The 18,457-nt window shown below is 71.8% G+C and carries 17 protein-coding genes and 1 pseudogene; 11 read left to right on the plus strand and 7 right to left on the minus strand.

Features of this window, described 5'->3' with window-relative positions; translation table 11 throughout:
- The first annotated feature begins 6 nt into the window (after positions 1-6).
- From OJ962_RS29830 to OJ962_RS29850, 5 genes are read left to right on the plus strand one after another with little or no spacing between them, the layout of a single operon-like run.
- The gene (locus OJ962_RS29830; protein ID WP_202953250.1) at positions 7-1,983 is read left to right on the plus strand and encodes a caspase family protein; all 1,977 of its coding nucleotides are present in this window, start codon (positions 7-9) and stop codon (positions 1,981-1,983) included.
- Positions 1,980-4,394: a hypothetical protein gene (locus OJ962_RS29835; protein WP_202953249.1), complete on the plus strand. Its 2,415-nt coding sequence runs from the start codon at positions 1,980-1,982 to the stop codon at positions 4,392-4,394. The genes OJ962_RS29830 and OJ962_RS29835 overlap by 4 nt, the downstream gene beginning before the upstream one ends.
- Positions 4,395-4,445: 51 nt before the next feature.
- Complete coding sequence (locus tag OJ962_RS29840; protein WP_255525766.1) at positions 4,446-5,426, plus strand: agmatine deiminase family protein; 981 nt, start codon at positions 4,446-4,448, stop codon at positions 5,424-5,426.
- Entirely contained in the window at positions 5,427-6,086 is a 660-nt protein-coding gene (gene ureA, locus OJ962_RS29845) for an urease subunit gamma (protein ID WP_202953247.1), read from the plus strand.
- Positions 6,079-7,686, plus strand: a complete 1,608-nt coding sequence (locus tag OJ962_RS29850; RefSeq protein WP_202953246.1) for an urease subunit alpha — start codon at positions 6,079-6,081, stop codon at positions 7,684-7,686. The genes ureA and OJ962_RS29850 overlap by 8 nt, the downstream gene beginning before the upstream one ends.
- On the opposite strand, the gene OJ962_RS29855 is transcribed toward OJ962_RS29850, so the two are convergent.
- The 6 genes from OJ962_RS29855 to OJ962_RS29880 all read right to left on the minus strand — a co-directional run bounded on the left by OJ962_RS29855 (position 7,687) and on the right by OJ962_RS29880 (position 12,986).
- Positions 7,687-10,449 (minus strand): alpha-amylase family glycosyl hydrolase, encoded by a 2,763-nt coding sequence (locus OJ962_RS29855; protein WP_202953245.1) that lies wholly within the window; start codon positions 10,447-10,449, stop codon positions 7,687-7,689.
- 116 nt (positions 10,450-10,565) lie between these two features.
- On the minus strand, positions 10,566-11,063 hold the full coding sequence (locus tag OJ962_RS29860) for a hypothetical protein (RefSeq protein WP_202953244.1): 498 nt from the start codon (positions 11,061-11,063) through the stop codon (positions 10,566-10,568).
- Positions 11,060-11,302: a hypothetical protein gene (locus OJ962_RS29865; protein WP_202953243.1), complete on the minus strand. Its 243-nt coding sequence runs from the start codon at positions 11,300-11,302 to the stop codon at positions 11,060-11,062. The genes OJ962_RS29860 and OJ962_RS29865 overlap by 4 nt, the downstream gene beginning before the upstream one ends.
- A complete protein-coding gene (locus tag OJ962_RS29870) occupies positions 11,299-11,445 on the minus strand; it encodes a hypothetical protein (protein WP_202953242.1) in 147 nt (48 codons plus the stop codon). The genes OJ962_RS29865 and OJ962_RS29870 overlap by 4 nt, the downstream gene beginning before the upstream one ends.
- Entirely contained in the window at positions 11,415-12,296 is an 882-nt protein-coding gene (locus OJ962_RS29875; protein WP_202953241.1) for an inorganic phosphate transporter, read from the minus strand. Before OJ962_RS29875 ends, OJ962_RS29870 begins: the two co-directional genes overlap by 31 nt.
- Positions 12,297-12,332: 36 nt before the next feature.
- On the minus strand, positions 12,333-12,986 hold the full coding sequence (locus OJ962_RS29880; protein ID WP_202953240.1) for a hypothetical protein: 654 nt from the start codon (positions 12,984-12,986) through the stop codon (positions 12,333-12,335).
- Between the two features lie 270 nt (positions 12,987-13,256).
- Here OJ962_RS29880 and OJ962_RS29885 point away from each other — a divergent pair, with 270 nt between their 5' ends.
- Positions 13,257-14,054, plus strand: a complete 798-nt coding sequence (locus OJ962_RS29885) for an aldose 1-epimerase (protein WP_238931304.1) — start codon at positions 13,257-13,259, stop codon at positions 14,052-14,054.
- Here the strand turns inward: OJ962_RS29885 and OJ962_RS29890 are convergent.
- Complete coding sequence (locus OJ962_RS29890) at positions 14,051-15,325, minus strand: branched-chain amino acid ABC transporter substrate-binding protein (protein ID WP_202953238.1); 1,275 nt, start codon at positions 15,323-15,325, stop codon at positions 14,051-14,053. The genes OJ962_RS29885 and OJ962_RS29890 overlap by 4 nt on opposite strands.
- Positions 15,326-15,526: 201 nt before the next feature.
- Between OJ962_RS29890 and OJ962_RS29895 the strand changes: the two genes are divergently transcribed.
- The 5 genes and pseudogenes from OJ962_RS29895 to OJ962_RS29915 all read left to right on the plus strand — a co-directional run.
- Positions 15,527-16,006, plus strand: coding sequence for an anthrone oxygenase family protein (locus OJ962_RS29895; RefSeq protein ID WP_202953237.1), 480 nt, complete (start codon positions 15,527-15,529; stop codon positions 16,004-16,006).
- Between the two features lie 44 nt (positions 16,007-16,050).
- The gene (locus OJ962_RS29900; protein ID WP_202953236.1) at positions 16,051-17,223 is read left to right on the plus strand and encodes a murein hydrolase activator EnvC family protein; all 1,173 of its coding nucleotides are present in this window, start codon (positions 16,051-16,053) and stop codon (positions 17,221-17,223) included.
- A gap of 10 nt (positions 17,224-17,233) precedes the next feature.
- A complete protein-coding gene (locus OJ962_RS29905) occupies positions 17,234-17,356 on the plus strand; it encodes a hypothetical protein (RefSeq protein WP_255525664.1) in 123 nt (40 codons plus the stop codon).
- Positions 17,357-17,704 (plus strand): response regulator, encoded by a 348-nt coding sequence (locus OJ962_RS29910; protein ID WP_202953235.1) that lies wholly within the window; start codon positions 17,357-17,359, stop codon positions 17,702-17,704.
- A pseudogene (locus OJ962_RS29915) lies at positions 17,692-18,457 on the plus strand (hypothetical protein); the annotation flags it as partial. The gene OJ962_RS29910 and the pseudogene OJ962_RS29915, both read left to right, overlap by 13 nt.

An 18,457-nucleotide genomic window follows, 5' to 3' on the forward strand; every position in this document is an offset into this window, starting at 1 on the left:
GGCCGCGTGCCGCACCGCGCGCTCATCATCGGGAACTGGGAGTACGCGGACCCGACCGGCGTGTACGCCCCGTTGAACGGGCCGCGCCATGACGTGCGGTTGATGCAGGAGGCGCTCGAGGACCCGAAGTTCGGACTGTGCGAAGAGATTCAGGTCCTCTGCAACGCCACCTGGAACGAGTTGCAGACGTCGATCGCCGAGTTCATCGATCACAACGGCCCCGACGATCACATGGTCCTCTACTACTCGGGCCACGGCGCGCGAATCGAGGAGGGACGGTTGGCGCTCTGCGGCGTCGACACGCCGAGCCAGCAGGAGTCCTATCGCGGGTTCGACACCGCGAAGCTGCGTGAGTGGCTGCAGGTCCGCAACCGCGCGCGCTCCACGGTGGTGGTGCTTGACTGCTGCTACGCGGGCGCGTACAAGAGCGCCACGCTCGAGATCAGCGACTCGCTCGGCGCCGGAACGGGCGTCCTCGCCAGCGGCGGCAACCAGCCCGCCAAGGACTCCCAGGACGTCAACGAGCCGAGCCCGTTCACAGCGGCGCTCGCCTCGATCCTCCTCGACCCCGAGGTACCCGGCCGTCCCGACGATGGCATGGTCACGCTCGAGACCGTCTACACGCGGCTGCTCGAGCATCAGCCGCGGCTGGACCCGCTCCCACAGCGCAACGTCAGGAGTCAGGGGTCCCTGCCGCTGGCGAAACGCGAGATCCCGAGCCGCGTCTCCCGTCCTGAGCTCGTGGACTACGAGGAGCCGAGGATCGACCCCATCACGCTGCGGTTCGACCGTGCCTCCGTCGTCGCTCAATCGAGCGCCGGCGAGCCGGAATCAATCGATCTGTCGGGACGCGACGACCACCAGTGGTCGGCGGTCCGGCGGATGAGCCAGCTCGCGGACGCGGTCGTGCGTGTGCCTGACTACGACAGCGACCGGTGGGCTCAGCGAGCGGTCCGGCGCGCCTGGAACTGCGTCGGCAGCACGCTCTTCGAGCGAGCGCTTCCGCCGGGCGTGCAGGAGCGGATCCGCGCGCTCGACGAGACCGAGGCCAGCCGCAGCCTGTTGAAGCTGCGGCTGCACTTCGGCGACGGTCGGGACGAGAGTGGAATGCAGCGGTATCCGTGGGAGTACCTGTATCACCAGCCAGATCCGGGCTACGACGACGACATCCGCCCCGAACCGCAGCCCATGGCGCTGCAGCCGGGGTTGCTGGTGGAGCGGGTGATCGTCGGGACCCCGCCGTCGGAGATCAAGAGCCCGGTCGCCGTCGGCCTGGTCAACTCGCAACGCGGTCAGCTCGGGGATGCCGCGGGTCGGGTCGCGGACGGCTTGACGCAGATGGTCGGGCTGAACGTCGTCTTCGACGCGCGCGCGGAGGACGCGCAGTGGGGACGCGTCCTGGATTCCCTCGGCGCGCAACGGCCGAAGCTGCTGTTGATGTGCCTGCCCGTCCGACGCCGGCCCGGCGGCGTGGAGGTGGCGTTCTGGCCCGAGCGCGAAGACGCCCCCGACTGGCGGCGCGTGCAGGACCTGATCGTCCAGTTGCGGCGCCGCAACCTCAAGTTCGACCTGATCTTCTTCAGCGCCTTCGCGGCGCGGCCGTCCACGGACTCCTACCGCGCCACGAACGAGGTGGCGGGCGAGTTGGCCCGGGCGGGGCTCGGACCGGTCATCTTCGTCTGCCACTCGGCCGCGCACGCCCGGCTCGTGCCCCCGCTCGGCAAGGACACTTTCACGCTGCTGCTGATGGACGCGGTCACCCAGGGCAAGCGGCTCGACTACGCGGTCTACTACGCCAAGGACCGCGTCGCGAGCCGCGTGGGCGAGGAGTCGCGCCGAACCTTCGGGGTCCCCGGCTACTACGTGATCGAGGACGCCAACGCGCAGGCCGAGCCCGAGCCGGAGTTCGAGTCCGAGCCGCGAACCGCTGGTCGCAGGACCGTGGGCCGGGCGGGCCCGCTGCGACGTGAGGTCAAACCGTGAGCGCTCGACTCAGCGTGCGCGCCGCGCGTGTCGAGCTCGCGCTGGCCCTCGCGGACCAGGAAGGCCGTCTCGACGACGCCATCGCCGAGCTCGGCCGGGCGCTCGAGGACCCCGGCGAGGACACGCTCCGCTGGCAGGTGCACTGGCACCTCGCGCTGCTGAGCGCGCGCGCGAACCGCCGCCCCGACGCCGCGTTCGGCCAGGCGTTCGCCGCCGCGCTCGCCGCTCCACCGGACGAAGCGGAGGAACCGGCCGAGTTTGCGCTCGATCTGCTCCGCGGCGGCAGTGTGCGGCGAGCGGTCACGCAGATCGACGACGCCACGATCGACCGGCTCGTCGAACGGGCGCTCACGCTGGACGGCGGCTCCGTGCTGCTGATGCTGGCGGGCCACATCCTGATGCTGCGCGGTGACGCCCACAAGGCGGGACGCCTGTTCGACGCCGCGCCGGACACGGGCGGCACGGCGGATGCGGCCCGCGCGGTCGCGGACGCGCTGACGGCAATTGACGACGGCGGCTTCGACGCCGCGCTCGACGCGCTGGCCGGGCTCGACGACGACGTGCCGGGCGTCGCGGCGGCCCGCGCGCTCGCGCTGTACGGCGGCGGACGCTTGGAGGAAGCCCTGGCGTGCACGCGGCGGGAGGGCGGCATGATCGACACCGCGATGGCTGAGACGGTGATCTGGCTTCGGGTTGCCGTCGCGCACGATCAAGCCACCGACGCGCTCACTCAGGCCGAACGGTCGGCGAGCGTCGCCGCTCGGCTGGATCCGTCGCAGCCCGAGGCGCTGCTGCTGCGCGCCCAGGTCGAGTTCGAGCTCGGGCGGGACCTCAGCAGCGCTCGCGACCTGCTCCATCACGCGCTCGACGGCCTCGAAGCCACGCCGGAGCGTTCGCGGTACTGGCGGCTCCAGCAGCACGTCCGAACCGACGGCCGGTTCCGCTACGTGACGCTCGAGGTGTCAGCGGCCTGCAACCGCACTGACGGGTTGCTCATGCTGAGCCCAGCGGACCTGCCGCTCGCGGACACGTCCGCGCTCCAGAACGCCGCGGCGGCGGAGCTCGCAGCCGAGGCGCAACGCTCCGTGGATCGCGTCGAGCAGGCGGCTGACCTCTACGAAAGAGCGCAGTTCTTCGCCTCCGAGAGCGAGGACCTCAGCGGGGCACTGGCTGCTCAGGAGGCCGCGCAGCGGTTGCGGCCCTCCGTGGGCGGGCTGATCCGGCTCGCCGAAGCGTGGTGGAGCGAATCCTTCAGTGCCCCGGAGACGGCCCTCGACCGGGCCGTCGCCAACGGGCTCGCGGCGTTGGACCGGATCGGGTCCGACGGGCTCCGTGTGGCCCCAAGTCAGTGCGTCGAGTCGGGGTACATGCGCGGACTGCTGCTCGCGCGGCGTGCCGCGACGGACATCAAGCCGGTGCCGGAGCGATGGGCGCCGTTGCCGTGGCTGCTGGCGGCGGCGTTGTACGACGCCGGCGATCCGTACCGCGCGGCGCATCTCGCGTGGGGATGCGACACGGCCGCGCTCTCCGGACCCGCGTGCACGCTCGCGGCGCGCGCGCTCGCCGAGGCCGAAGCCGACCCGTGGCTGCAGGAAACGTACGTGGTCATGCGCATGAACTGGTACGGCGTGCTGGACGAGCGCAGCGAGCAGGTGATCGACTCGGTGGGGGACCCCTCCTGGGCGGCGACCGTGCGCGCCGCCGACGCTCTGCACCGTGGCGACCACGCCCGCCTGCGCGAGCTGCTCGCAGACCAGATGAGCCCGGATTCGCGCTGGGCGCGAGAGCTCGTCGCCCAGTGCACGGCGATTGCCTACGGCATGGAGCGCGCGCGGCCGTTGTACGAAGCGGTCCTGGAGGAGGCGAGCACCGAGCCCGTCCGGCACCGGATGGCCTCAGATTGTGCGTTGATGCTCGGTGACCCGGCCCGCGCGCGCCGGCACCTCGCCGCTGCGAGGGAGACGGGCGTGTTGGCACCGCCGGAGCTCCGTCGCGGCGAGGTCATCGTCGACTTGGCCACCGGCGGCCGTGCGCCCTCGGACGCCGCGGTCCGTGAGGCGTTAGCCACGATCGTCCGGCCGTACATGCATCGCGAGTGGACACGCGGGTGGTTGCCGGCGCTGGCGCTCGCCTACGAGTCCGCGCCGCACGCGGCGCGCGCCTTCGAGGCGCTGCGCGGCGAGCTGCTCGCGCGCCCGGAGGCGGGCCCGCCGGTGTCTATGACTGTCGATATCGACGTTGGCCGCGAGACGTCCACTGTCCCCGATCTCGACGGGCTTGTCCGCCTCCTCCTCGGGCTCGTCGACGAGGGCGAACCGGCCGCCCATGGCGGACAGGGCGTGCTGCGTCAGGCGATCGCAGACGCCCCACCCGACCTGCGCCCCGTCCTGGCGGCCGCCCTCCACACCTGACACGGCGGCGGACGCCCGCTGCACTACGCTCCGCCGGTGCCCGAGTACCGCATGCCGCCCGAGTGGGCGCCCCACCAGCGCACCTGGATGGCGTGGCCGTCGTCCGGCTACACGCTCGGCGAGCAGCCGGACGAGGCTCGCGCCACGTGGGCGGCGGTCGCGCGCGCGGTCGTCGAGTTCGAGCCGGTGTCGATGGTCGTCGACCCGGATGCGACCGACGAGGCCGCGCGCTCCCTCGATCCCCGCGTCGAGGTTGTCGAGGCGCCGCTCAACGACGCCTGGATGCGCGACATCGGGCCGACGTTCGTCCTCGACGGCAACGCGCCGGCCGCGGTCGACTGGGTGTTCAACGGCTGGGGTGGGCAGCAGTGGGCGCAGTGGGACAAGGACGCCAACGTCGCCCGCTTCGTGGCCGAGCAGGCCGGCGTGCCCGTCGTCAGCTCCCCGCTCGTCAACGAGGGCGGCGGCATCCACGTCGACGGCGAGGGCACCGTGCTCGTCACCCGCACGGTGCAGCTCGATCCCGGGCGCAATCCGGACTGGGATCAGGCCCGGGTGGAGGCGGAGCTGCGGCGCACGCTCGGGGCCGAGCGCATCATCTGGCTCGAGCGCGGCCTCACGCGCGACTACGACGAGTTCGGCACGCGCGGCCACGTGGACATCGTCGCGACGTTCTGCGCGCCCGGCACCGTGCTCGCGCACCGCCAGGACGACCCGGAACATCCCGACCATGACGTCTCGCGCACGATCGTCGAGCTGCTGCGCGAGGCAGGACTGACGGTGGTCGAGGTCCCCGCGCCGCGCGCCACCCACGACGAGCACGGGCCGGTGGACTACAGCTACATCAACCACTACGTCGTCAACGGCGGCGTGATCCTGTGCGGCTTCGGGGAGCCGGAGGCCGACGCGCGCGCCGCCGCGATCATGGCCGACGCCTACCCGGGCCGGCGCGTCGAGCTCGTCGACGCGCGCCCGCTGTTCGCCCGCGGCGGCGGCATCCACTGCATCACGCAACAACAACCGGCGGCCTAGATGCATCTGCTGCCCAGCGAAGAGAGCCGGTTGCTGCTGTACCTGGCCGCCGAGCTGGCTCGCAAGCGCCGCGCGCGCGGGCTGGAGCTCACGCAGGCCGAGGCGGTGGCGCTGATCGCCGACGAGGTGTGCGAGGCCGCGCGCGACGGGCGCTCCTACGCCGACGTCGAGGCGTTCGGCTACACGGTGCTCGGGCCGGCCGACGTGCTCGACGGCGTGGCCGATGCGATCCCGCGCGTGGAGGTCGAGCCGCTGTTCGAGGACGGGCACCGGCTCGTCGTCTTGCACGACCCGATCCGCCGCGGCGCGCCGCCGGAGCCCGTGGCGGTGGAGCCGGAGTGGCTGGCGGAGGGCTTGGCGCTCGAGGTCGTCAACGAGGGCGAGGTGCCGGTCGGCGTCACCTCGCACTTCCACTTCTTCGAGACCAACCGCGTCCTGCGCTTCGACCGCGCCGCCGCCTACGGCCACCGGCTCGCGATCGCCCCCGGCGCCAAGGTCGTGTTCAACCCGGGCGAGCCGCTCACCGTGCGGCTCGTCCCGATCGCCGGCGCGCGCGTCGTCCGCGGCCACGGCGGCCTGGTGGACGGGCCGCTGGACGACCCGGGCGCGCGGGACGCGGCGCTCCAGCTCGCGCGGGAACGGGGGTACCGCGGTGCCTGAGCGCGTGCGGCTGGCCGACAGCGACCTGTGGCTCGAGCCCGAGGGCGAGCCGGACGCGATCGTCCCCGGATGGGGCGGCACGATGCGCGACGGGCTGTCCGCGCGCGCCGAGCGCGGCGGGGTGGAGGTCGCGATCACGGGCGGTCTCGTGATCGACCCCGTGCTTGGGGTGCGGTTCGCCAGCCTGGGCGTGAGCGGGGGCCGGATCGTGAGCGTCGGCCGGGCCGGCAACCCGGACACCGAGGACGGCATCGACGTGGTGCTCGACACCGCGACCGCCGTCCACGACGCGAGCGGGCTGATCGTCACGCCCGGCGGCATCGACACGCACGTGCACTGGCTCTCGCCGCAGGTCGCGAACGCCGCGCTCGCGGGCGGGCTCACGACGCTCGTCATCCAGGACCCCGGCCCGGTCTGGAACCTCGGCTGCAACCCACCCGAGCTGCTGCACGCCGCCTGGGCCGCGCTCGACGCCTACCCGCTCAATGCCGCCCTGCTCGTGCGCGGCTCCTCCGCCCGCCAGGACCCGATCCTGCACTCGCTGCGCGCGGGCGGCGCCGGGCTGAAGATCCACGAGGACGTCGCCGCCGGGCCGGAGCAGATCCGGACGGCGCTCGACGTCTGCGACGCCGAGGACGTCCAGCTCGCCATCCACACCGACGGGCTCAACGAGGCGCTGTCGGTCGAGGACACCTACCGCGCGTTCGGCGGCCGGACGATCCACGCCTTTCACATCGAGGGCTGCGGCGGCGGCCACGCGCCCGACCTGCTCGCGCTCGCGGGCCGCGAGCGCGTGCTCACGTCCTCCACCAACCCGGGGCTGCCGTTCGGCGCGGGCACCGAGGCCGAGGGCCGCGCGATGGTCGAGGCCGTGCACCTGCTGCAACCGGGCAGGCGCAGCGGCGACCTCGCGATCCTCGACCTGCGCGTCCGCGCCCGCACGATGGCCGCCGAGGGCGTCCTGCACGACCTCGGCGTCATCCACATGATGTCCTCGGACTCGCAGGGCATGGGCCGTGCGGGCGAGGTCGTCCGCCGCGCGTTCCAGAACGCGGATTGGATGAAGGTCGTCCGCGGCGGCGAGGGCGCGCACGACAACGCGCGCGTGTTGCGCCACATCGCGAAGGTCACGATCAACCCGGCGCTCACGCACGGGCTCGCAGGCCACGTCGGCGCGCTCACCCCGGGCCGGCTCGCGGACGCCGTGCTCTGGCAGCCCACACTGTTCGGCGTGCGGCCGGAGCTGGTGCTCAAGGCCGGGATGGCCGCGTGGGGCGCGTCCGGCGACGGCAACGCGACCACGATGTTGGCCGAGCCCGTGCGCGTCCAGCCGCAGGTCGGCGGGATCGGCGGCGCGCCCGCCCGCACCTCGCTCGCGTTCCTGGCCGGCTGCGCGATGGACGCCGAGCTCCCGACCGTCCGCGAGCGCGCCCGCGTCGAGGGCTGCCGCGACCTGACCGCCGCCGACATGCTCCACAACGACCGCCGCGGCGACGTCCGCGTCGACCCGCGGACGTCCGCGGTCACGCTCGACGGCGAGCCGGTCGAGGCGCCGCCGGTCGAGCGCCTCGCCTTCTCCGGCCGCTTCCTGCTCGGCTGATCACCTCGCCACGCACGTGTCGTTCGCCGCGGCACACGTGTAGATGCGCGCGTCGCCCTCGCGGAGCCAGATCTCGGGCGTCGCGAGCGGGGTGAAGAAGCGGTCGTTGGCCGTGTCCTTGACGTTCGGGTCGGTCGGCGGGCGGCCGTGGACGACGAAGCCGACCGGCTTGGTGTCGTCGCTGATCTCGATCCGGCGCAGCCCGCCGTACTGATCGGCCTCGTCGAACGGGAACGGGTTCGTCCACTCGGGCTTCTCGCTGTCCGGCAGGCCGTCGCCGAACAGGTGCAGTCCCCACTTGGCCAGATCGCCCTTGTAGTGGATGACGGCGGTCTCCACGCGCGCCTGCACGATCGTCGCGCTGCGCGCGGCGCTCGTGACGGTGCGTCCGGGCGCGTAGGTGAGCACGGCGCGGTAGGTCACGCGCGCGCCGTCCGGCAGGCTCGACGTGTCGTCGAACGCCGTGTGGACCGGCGACGAGTCGTCGCTGCCGATGCGGGTGAACGGGCCGCCGTCCACCGAGCGCTCGAACGCGACGACGTGGTGCGCGTGCTCGGGCACCGCGGTCGCGCGGACCTCGACCGTCCCGCGCACGCGCTGGCCCTCGGTCGGCGCCTCCAGCGTGATCGTGGGCGGCGCGACGGTCGACCGCACGGTCTGGCTCCGCCGCTCGTGGCGGGCGTTGTCGAGCACCACCGCCCGGTACTTCACCCGCGTGCCGGGGGCGAGGTCGGCCACGTCGTGGAAGACGCGGTACGGCGCGTTGTCGTCGGTGCCGATATCCACCCAGCGGTGCCCGACCCGCGCGAAGAAGGTGACGTGGTAGGCGGAGCTGCCGGCGACGTTCGCGCGCACCTCCAACCGGTCCGAGCCGCTCGCGGGCGCCGTCAGCCACACGTTGGGTGCCCGGCGGCTGCGCTCGATCCGGTCACGCGCCCGGTACACCACGGCGGAGAGCGGCGGGACGGTCAGCGTCAGCCGGGCGTCGCGCCCGCTGCGGGCCCACTTCGGCCCGTCGCCGTACACCCGCTCCCAGTCGCCGCGCGCCATGAACGTCGGGATCGCGGCGCTCGCTGCCGTCTCGGCGTTGTTGAGCGCCACGACGTACTCGCGGTCGTGGAAGCGGCTGAAGGCGTAGACGCCGGCCGCGGGCGAGGAGTACCGGTGCTGCTGGGTGCCGTTGCGCAGCGCCGGGTGGCGGCGGGTGAGCTCGGCCAGCCGCACCAGCTCGCGGTACAGCGGATGCCCGGGGTCGAAGTTGTCGTCCATCGGCGTCTCGTCGGAGCCGAGGTTGTCGTTCTTGCCCGCCCCGTCGTCCCCAGCGATCGGATCCGCGGCGTTGTTGTACTGCGGCGACTGCGAGGGGAACATGTCCTGACGCGAGTCCTGGTCGCCGCCCGCGCCGGTGAAGCCCTGCTCGTCGCCGTAGTAGACGACCGGGTTCCCACGGGAGAAGTACATCAGCGCGTGCGCGAGCCGGTCACGCTGCAGCAGCTCGGCCTCGGTCGCTCCCGGGTTGGCGTCCCGCACGAACATGCCGACCCGCCCGCGGTCGTGGTTGCCCAGGAACGTCGGCAGGTTGTAGACGTTGGAGTCGCCGTCGGTGAACCAGTCGTCGTCGACGAACAGGTTGCGCAGGTCGTCCGTCCCCACCGAGTTGGCGGCGAAGCGCATCGCGGCCGTCTGGAACGCGAAGTCGAGCACGCCCTGCACGCGGTCGTGGGTCGTGAAGTGCGACAGGATCGGCCGGCTGTTGTCCTCGGCCACCTCGCCGAACATGTAGAAGTCGCGGATGCCCTGCGAGCGTGCGTAGCGCTCGATCGTGGGCGCGAACGTCTGCCAGAACTCGTCGTTGACGTGCTTCATCGTGTCCATCCGGAAGCCGTCGATGCGGAACTCGCGGATCCACGTCTTGTAGATCTCGACCATCCCGTCCACCACGCGCGGGTGCTCGGTGAACAGGTCGTCGAGGCCGAAGAAGTCGCCGTAGAGCGAGTTCTCGCCGACGAACGTCGTGTCCCCGCGGTTGTGGTAGAGCGTCACGTCGTTCAGCCACGCGGGCACCTTGACGGTCCGCTCGGCCTCCGGCACGAACGGCCGGAACGGGAAGCTGGTCGTGGCCGACAGCGGCGGGAAGAAGCTCGTGCCCGCGTGGTCGCGGTCGTCGAACGGCGCGCCGGACGCGGTCCGGTACGGCGCCTGATCCTTCGAGCGGTACGGCATCCGGGCGCCTTCGACGTACTTGATGACGTCCGCCGTGTGGTTGGTGATGATGTCGAAGTAGACCTTGATGCCGCGGCGGTGCGCGGCGTCGACGAGCGCGCGCAGGTCCTCGTTGGAGCCGAGGTGCGGGTCGATCTGCGTGAAGTCCGTGATCCAGTAGCCGTGGTAGCCGGCCGAGTTGTCCTCCGGCTGCACCGCCTTGTTCTTGAACGACGGCGTGAGCCAGATCGCGGTCGCGCCCAGGCCCTGGACGTAGTCGAGCTTGCCGAGCAGCCCACGCAGGTCACCGCCGTGGTACCAGCCCTTGCCGGTGGGATCGAAGCCCGACTGCCCGGCGTCCTTGCCCGGCGGCAGGCCGCCGTGGTCGTTCTCCGTCGACCCGTTCGCGAAGCGGTCCGCCATCACGAAGTAGAAGGTCTGGTCCGTGACGGCGTTACGCAGGCTCGGGTGCCCGTCCAGGCCACGGTCGTGAGCCTGGGCGGTGCCGGCCAGCAGCGCGGCGAACAGGCTTGCGAGCACCATGCGACGAACGGCGGACATAGCGCGTCTCTCCTCTCCCGCGGCCTCCCGAGCCACGGCCCGAGACGAGTGATACCACCTCCTCGACGCGGCCGCTGCGACGGCTCAGGCCGCCAGCACCGTCGCCGCGCCTCCTGTTACGGCAGCGCGTCGGTCAGCGTCGGGATCTCGGCGATGATCGCGTCGAAGCGGTGCTGCTCCTGGGCGCCGAGCCGCGCGGCCAGCGCCTGCGTGGTGGTGTCGCCCGCGGTCTGGGCGATGCGGTCCAGCGCCCGGTAGTCGGCGATGTTCGCCGCGTGGGCGGCGGCCGCGTGCCGCGCGCGCTGGAGGATCCGCTCGGCCGGGTCGCGCGGGCGCAGCAGATCGAGCGGGGTGAGGCGGCGCGCGTTCGCCTGCGCCACGGTTCCCTGCACGAGCGAGACGAGGCCGGTGAGCAGCGACCCGCTGCGGTAGCCGAGCTCGTCCAGCCGGTGAGCGAGCGTCCGGATGTGCGCCCGCGTCTCGTCGAGGTGCTCCTGGAGCTGGTCCCGGTAGCCGCCGGGCGGCGCGGCCGCGAGCTGCGCCTGGATCTCCGGGACCAGCGCGCGCTCGCGCTCGTACACCTCGTGCAGACGGCGCAGGACGCGCGCGTTCATTTCTGCGTCAACGCCCATAGCCCGAGCACCAGCAGCGCGAGGGTGCAGAGGCCGCCCACCAGCGCGATCGCGCCATAGGCGGCGAGCCCGCCGGAGCGGGCGCCCGACCGGACTTCCTGCGTCCGTTCGAGGCCGAGCAGCAGCAGGCCCCAGGTGACGACCAGGCCGACGCCGCCCGCGAGCCCGACGAGCACGACCTTGCCGAGGTCACCCCAGGCGATCAGCTCCGCGAAGATCATGCCGCCACCGGGGCCGGGGAGCCCTTGAGGTCGGTGAGCTCGGTGTCGGTGGCGTCCTCGCGGCGCGTCTTGAGGAACAGCGCCACCGATCCCGTCAGCGCGAGCGCGCCGATCACGATCGGTCCGGCCGTGTCGCCGAGCAACGAGACGAGCCCGTAGGCGCCGGCGGCGACCGCTCCCGCGCCGGGGATGGTGAGGACCCACGCGATACCCATGCGACCGGCGATGCCCCAGTTGTCTCGCTCCCACCGCGTCCGATGCCCGAGCCGACGACCGCGCCCGAGACGACCTGCGTCGTGGACAGCGGGTAGCCGAAGTAGGAGGAGCCGAGGATCAGCGTCGCGCCCGACGCCTCCGCAGAGAAGCCCTGTGGCGGCGTGATGTCGCCCGCCACCTTCTTGCCGAGCGTGCCGATGATGCGCCAGCCGCCCATGAACGTGCCGAGCGCGATCGCCGTGGCGCAGCCGATCTTCACCCACAGCGGCACCGTGAAGTTGCCCGCGGAGAGGTTCCCGTTGGCGGCGAGGGCGAGCACGATGATGCCCATCGACTTCTGCGCGTCGTTGGTGCCGTGGCCGAGCGAGACCAGCGACGCCGAGCCGATCTGCCCGAGCCGGTAGCCGCGCGTGGCCGTGTCGCTGCCGACGTTGCGCAGGAACAGGTAGGCGACCTTCGTGCCGATCACCGCCACCGCGCCCGCGATCAGCACCGCGAACACGCCCGGGATGAGCACCTTCTCCACGATCCCGGACCACTTGACGCCGCCCGTCCCGACCGCCGCCAGCATCGCGCCCACCATGCCGCCGATCAGCGCGTGGCTCGACGAGGAGGGCAGCCCCAGGTACCACGTGGTGAGGTTGAACCCGATTGCGCCGAGCAGGCCGGCGAAGATGATCGGCAACGCGATCTGGTCCTGCTCGACGATGCCCTCGGCGATCGTCGCCGCGACCGAGATCGACAGGAACGCGCCGACGAAGTTCAGACGGCCGGTCACCGAACCTTCACCACGATGAGAGCGAAGTGAGCTTCATCATGGTGCGGTGATCGTCGCGGCCGTGTGGCCGACGATGCCGGCGCTGCGTGTCGTGCAGACGTTGTCGTGCGTTCCGGCTCCGTCGGCCTCGACGATGAGTGCGCGCTGCGGCCAGCGGAAGTCGGGGCGGTAGTCGCCGAGCGGGACGTTGACGAGCGGTTCCTCGAAGCCCGCTGCGCGGATCAGGTCATGCACGTGGTCCTCGAGGACGGACTCCGTGGGCACGATGTCGGCGGCGATCTGCCGCAGTGCCTTCGACCGCGCCCGCGCGGTCTCGGCGGTGGTGATCAGGTCATGGTTGAACGCGTTTCGCACCGCGCGGCGGAACGGCTTGAACGGCAGCACCGAGGCGAGGGCGTCCAGCGTGCGCAGCACGGACGTGACCGGGATGTTGTGAGGGAGCACGCGGTCGGGCCTGGTCGTCCTGTGCGTGCTGATGCCCTGTTGCTCGCGCCGCGTCGGCGCGGTCACGTCGATCCGCCGGCCGTCCCACTCCACGAGGCCCCACAGTGCCGCCGCGGCATAGTGGCTCAGTGCCGCGTCTTCGCCGCACGCCTTCACCGCCGCCAGCCACCGCCCTTCGACCGTGAGCTCGCGGTGCCCGACCGCGTAGACACCGCGATGCTTCTCGTGCAGGTGCCCGTCCTTCACCCATCGCGCGTCTCTCGATAGGTCACGCCGCACTCGCGCAACTCGGCGTTCGTCACCACCCCGCGCTGCCGCGCCGCCCGCTCCGCCACTCGCTTGCTGGGTTTCCACCGCCACGTCGACAACCCGCCACGTATTCGTCATGAACGGATGGTCGCCCGACGGCCGCACACGGAACAAGACGCACTCGCAACGACTTTGTGCCAATCTCGCGGCGTGTCCGTCACGCTCGCCAGCGGCGACCTCGAGGCGACGTTCTTCCCCGAGGCGGGGATGATCGGCGCTTCGCTCAAGCACCGCGGCGAGGAGGTGCTCGGCCAGCGCGGCGGCCTGGAGGCCTACCGCGCCGAGCGCAAGACGATGGGCATCCCGCTGCTGTATCCGTGGGCGAACCGGTTGTCCGCGCGCCGGTTCGAGGTCGCGGGCCGCACCGTCGACATCGACCCGGAGCGCACGCCGATCCGGCTCGACGGCAGTGGCCTGCCGATGCACGGCCTGCTCGGCGCGCATCCGGGCTGGGAGGCGGAGGCCACCGCGACGAGCCTCACCGCGCGCTTCGACTTCGCTGCCCACCCCGCGCTGCTGGAGACGTTCCCGTTCCCGCACACGCTGGAGCTCGACGTCACGCTCGACGAGACCATGCTGCGGATCGTGACGATCGTGCGCGGGGAGGTCCCGATCGCGTTCGGCTGGCACCCGTACCTGACGCTGCCGAACGTCGAGCGAGCCGACTGGCACGTCGAGATCCCCGTCACGGAACAGCTCGCGCTGGACGACAACATGCTCCCGACCGGCGAGCGCAGCGCGACCCATGTCCCCGCCGGCCCGCTCGGCGACCGCGCGTTTGACGACGCCTACACGGCGCCCTCTGCGCCGTTCGCGCTCGAGGGCGGCGGCCGCCGGATCGAGCTCGCCTTCGAGGACGGGTTCCCGTACGCGCAGGTGTTCGCGCCGCCGCAGGACCCGCTGATCGCGTTCGAGCCGATGACCGCGCCGACGAACGCGCTCGTGACCGGAACGGCCGCGCTGCACACGCAGTACAGCGCGGCCTTCTCGATCCGCGTCGCCTAGTTCGCCGCGGCCTTGATCGTCTGGTCGAACACGAGCTCGCCGTCCTTGACGGCGTAGACGCCGTAGTCGGTGAGCGTCGTGTCGCCGTTCTCGTCGATCGAGTAGGTGCCGAGCACGGATGTGCGGTCCTTGGTCTCGAACAGCGCCTTGGTGATCGCGTCACGCTCGGCGGTGCCGGAGCGCTCGATCGCGTCCAGCGCGAGCTTCATCGCCTCGTAGCCGTAGATCGCGTACGGGTCCGGGTTGTCGACGCCGTACTTGGCCGTGAAGTCCTTGAAGAACTGCTGGCCGTCCGGCGGGTACTGGTCGGGGGAGAGGGTGGCGATCGTGACCTTGACCTGCTTGTTCAGGCCGGCCGGGATGCCCCCGTCCTTCTCGGACACGAAGCCGGTCTCGGCGACGCCGTCCGGGCCGTAGAGCTTGGCGTCCGGCCCGAGCGCGGACGCGAAGTCCTTGAACTGCTGCACGGCGTTGTTGGCCGTGATGCCGCTGTAGAGGAAGCAGTCCGCGCCCGCCTGCTTGGCCTTCTGCGCGAGCGAGCGGTAGTTGGACGCGTTCTTGTCGATCGCGTCGTTGGCGGTCAGCGTCAGGCCCTGCTCCTTGGCCGAGAGCTCGACCACGCGCGCGAGGCCGGCGCCGTAGACCTCCTTGTCGTTGGTCATCGCGACCTTGGTGCAGCCCTCGGTCTTCATCAGCGTCACGAGCGCCGCGGCCTGGATCGTGTCCTTCGGGACGATGCGCGTGTAGGTGCGCTTCCCGGTCGGGTAGTACTTGTCCGGCTCGCCCGGCTCGGAGCCCGGGTCGTTCGTGGTCAGGCCCACGTACGTGTTGGCGGGCGAGATCATCGGGATGCCGGCCTCGTTGAGGATCGGGATCGAGATCTTCGCGGCGCCCGAGTTGAGCGTGCCGATGTAGACGGCGGTCGTGTCGTCCTGCGAGGCCTTGAGCGCGTTGGCGGACTCGGCCTCCGGCGTCCACGAGCCGGCCTGCGCGGTCGAGTCGTCGAGCGACTCGTAGGTGACCGTGTGCGGGCCGACCTTGCCGCCCACCTGCTCGAGTGCGAGCTTGGCGCCGTTGACCAGCGCCTCGCTCTGCACGCGCGACGCGCCCTGCAGCGGTACGGAGGAGTAGATCTTGAGCGTCTTGCCCTCGGCCTGGGGCGCGCTCCCGGATGGCCCTTCGGTCTCCGGATCGTCGCCTCCGCAGGCGGCGACCCCCAGCGCCAGCACCAACGTCAGGCAGCTCGCCGCTGCCATCCCACGTGACCGCATGACCCCTCCTCAGGGATGTTTGCCGGGCCTAGCTTCTTGCGCCCGGCGCGGATGTGCAACCCATCTGGGACCCACGGTCCACCGGTATCCGGACCGTTTTGGACCAGGTCACCATTGCGGATGGAGATCGTGGACGCTCACGTATGGATGAGCGCGCCTGGGCTATTCACGCGCTCGCCGGAGACCGGTTGAGTTCCGGTTATGAACACGTTACGTGCGGTCTCGTTGCTCGCGGCGACGCTCACCATGGGTTTGATCACCGGCGCCTTCGCGCTCTACGCCCACTCGATCATGCCTGGCCTGAAGACCACCGACGACCGGACCTTCGTCACCGCCTTCGCCGCCATGGACCGCGCGATCATCAACCCGTGGTTCATGCTGACGGCGTTCCTGGGCGCGCTGGTCTTCACCGTCGCCGCGACGCTGGTGAACCTGGGGGAGGACGCGTTCCCGTTCGCCGTGGCCGCGCTCGTCGCCTACGGCGTGGTGTTCGTGATCACGATGGTGGTCAACGTCCCGCTCAACGACGCGCTCAAGGCCGCCACGGGCAGCGACTTCACCGCCATCCGGGAGCGCTTCCAGGAAGGCCGCTGGGTGGCGTGGAATCTCGTCCGCACGTTCCTCTCCGGCGGCGCGTTCGTCGCGCTGTCGTGGGCGCTGCTGGTCCACGACCGCACGTAAACCTGCAAAACCCCTGGTAGTCGCCTCCTAGGATTGCCCGCCGCATGTCTAAGTCGCGCCTACTGCTGGCGATCGTCCTGGTGCCGTTCGCCGTCTGGTTGTTCCTCCCGATGCCGTCGAGCGGGCAGAGCCTGCAGGAGAAGATCGCAAAGAAGGAGCGGCAGATCGAGGCCAAGAAGCGGCGTGAGCGCACTTTGACCTCGACGATCGAGCGCTACTCGCAGCGCATCGACGTGCTGCAGGGCGACATCACGACGCTCCAGGAACGCCAGGTCAGGATCGAGGCCGATCTCGCGGCCAAGCGCGCCGAGCTGGACCGCATCCAGGACGACCTGCGCAAGGAGCGGGCGCGGATCACGCGCCTGCGCGCACGGCTGGCCGAGTCGCGCGCGGCGCTGAGCCAGCGGCTGCTGTACCTGTACAAGGCCGACGAGCCGGACGTCGTCACCGTGGTGCTCGAGTCCAACGGATTCGAGGACCTGCTCCAGCGCACGGAGTTCATGCAGCGCGTGTCCGAGCAGGACGCCCGCATCCTGGACCGCGTGCGCAAGGCCAAGGCCGAGGCCACGGCCGCCGAGGCGCGGCTGGACCGCTTCGAGGCCCGCCAGCGCAAGGTGACCAAGATCGTGTCCCAGCGCCGGCTCGAGGTCCTCGCGATCAAGAACCGGCTTGTCGACCGGCGCCAGCAGTACGAGTCCGTCCGCTCCGACAAGCGCCAGTCGCTCGTGTCCACCCGCGCGGACCGCAAGGAGCTGCAGGGCCACCTCGTCTCCCTGCAAAAGCAGGAGGCGAAGGTCCGCGCCCGCCTGGCCGGCTTCTCCTCGGTGGATGCCGGCCCCGTCCGCCAGGGCTCGGGCGAGATGATCTGGCCGACCAACGGCGCGTTCACGTCCCCGTTCGGCCAGCGCTGGGGCCGCCTGCACGCCGGCATCGACATCGGGGCGCCCGAGGGCACGCCGATCCGCGCCGCGCTGTCGGGCAAGGTCGTGTTGATGGGCTGGACCGGCGGCTACGGCAACTACACCTGCATCCAGCACGGCGGCGCGCTGTCCACCTGCTACGCGCACCAGTCGCGCTACGGCACCTCGCTGGGCGCGAACGTCTCCAAGGGCGAAGTCATCGGCTACGTCGGCAACACGGGCAACTCGACCGGCGCGCACCTGCACTTCGAGACGCGGGTCGGAGGCAACCCGGTCAACCCGATGAGCTACCTGTAGCCTGAGCGGTATGGAACTGTTGGTCGTCCTCGCGGGGGTCGGCTTCGTCTGTCTCGTGACCGCGTTGTTCGTCGTGATCGCGCGCTTCTTCGCGAAGCGCTGGCTCGACGAGAACGACGGCTCGTCGCTGTAGATGAAGCGGGTCCTCGTCGTCGACGACCACCCGGCGGTGGCGCTCGCGCTCAAGCTCTACTTCAAGCGCGACGGGCGCTTCGAGGTGGCCGCCGGCGCCACGACGGCCGCCGAGGGTCTGCGGCTGCTCGAAGGTGGCTTCGATGCCGTGCTGCTGGACCTCAACCTGCCGGACGCGAGCGGGACGGAGCTCGTGCGCGCGTTCCGCGACCGGGCGGGGGAGACGCCGCTGATCCTGTACACCGCGACCGAGGACACCGCCGCGGTGCGCGGGCTGGTCGACGCCGTCGCGGCCAAGACGGACCCGGCCGACGCGGTCGCCGCGCTGGAACGCGTGTGTTCGGCCTGACGGCGTTCGAGCTGCGCTACGACCGCTTCGGCCACGTCGCGGTGCGGTGTGCCGGCGGGGACGTGATGGAGCGCCACGTCGAGGCCGAGCCGGCCGCGGCGTGGATGATCGAGGCGCGCTGCGGGGCGGCCGCCGGCTGGCTGCTGGCGCCGCACGCTCCCGCCGATGTCGCGGGCGCGCGCGCGTGGCTCGAGGTCGAGGTCGCGCGCCGGACCGCCGCGGCCTGGGAGCGCCACGCGCGGGCGCTGGCCGCGCTCGACGCCGACCTGATCGAACGCCTCACCCACCGCCTGCGGACGGACGTGATGACGCTCGGGACGGTCGCGGAAGGCGCGCTGACCGGCGTGTTCGCCGACGAGTCCGCCGAGGTCGCGGCCGAGCTGCGCCGCACGAGCCAGGAGGCGCAGCGCCGCATGACCGCGGCCCGCGAGGTCGCGACGGTGCTCGCCGCGGGCTCCACGGGCGCGCCGGAGCGGATCGACGACACGCTGCGCGCCGAGCTCGAGGGCGCTGGCCGGGACGCGACCGTGACGGTCGCGGCCGACGAGGCGCCGTGGACGCGCATCGGCGGGGCCGGCTGGGCCGCCGCCGCCCGCGTGCTCGCCGCCGCCGACCGCCTCGCCGCGTTCACGATCGAGCCCGACGAGGACGGCTGGCGAGTGACCGCGACCGCCGCGGGGGAAGGCACCGCCGCGGGGGAACGGGGCGAGGCCGCCGCCGCGCCGCCGGGGGGGATGGGGGGCTCTGGGGGGG

The sequence above is a fragment of the Solirubrobacter deserti genome, from assembly GCF_027587175.1.
Classification (GTDB): domain Bacteria; phylum Actinomycetota; class Thermoleophilia; order Solirubrobacterales; family Solirubrobacteraceae; genus Solirubrobacter; species Solirubrobacter deserti.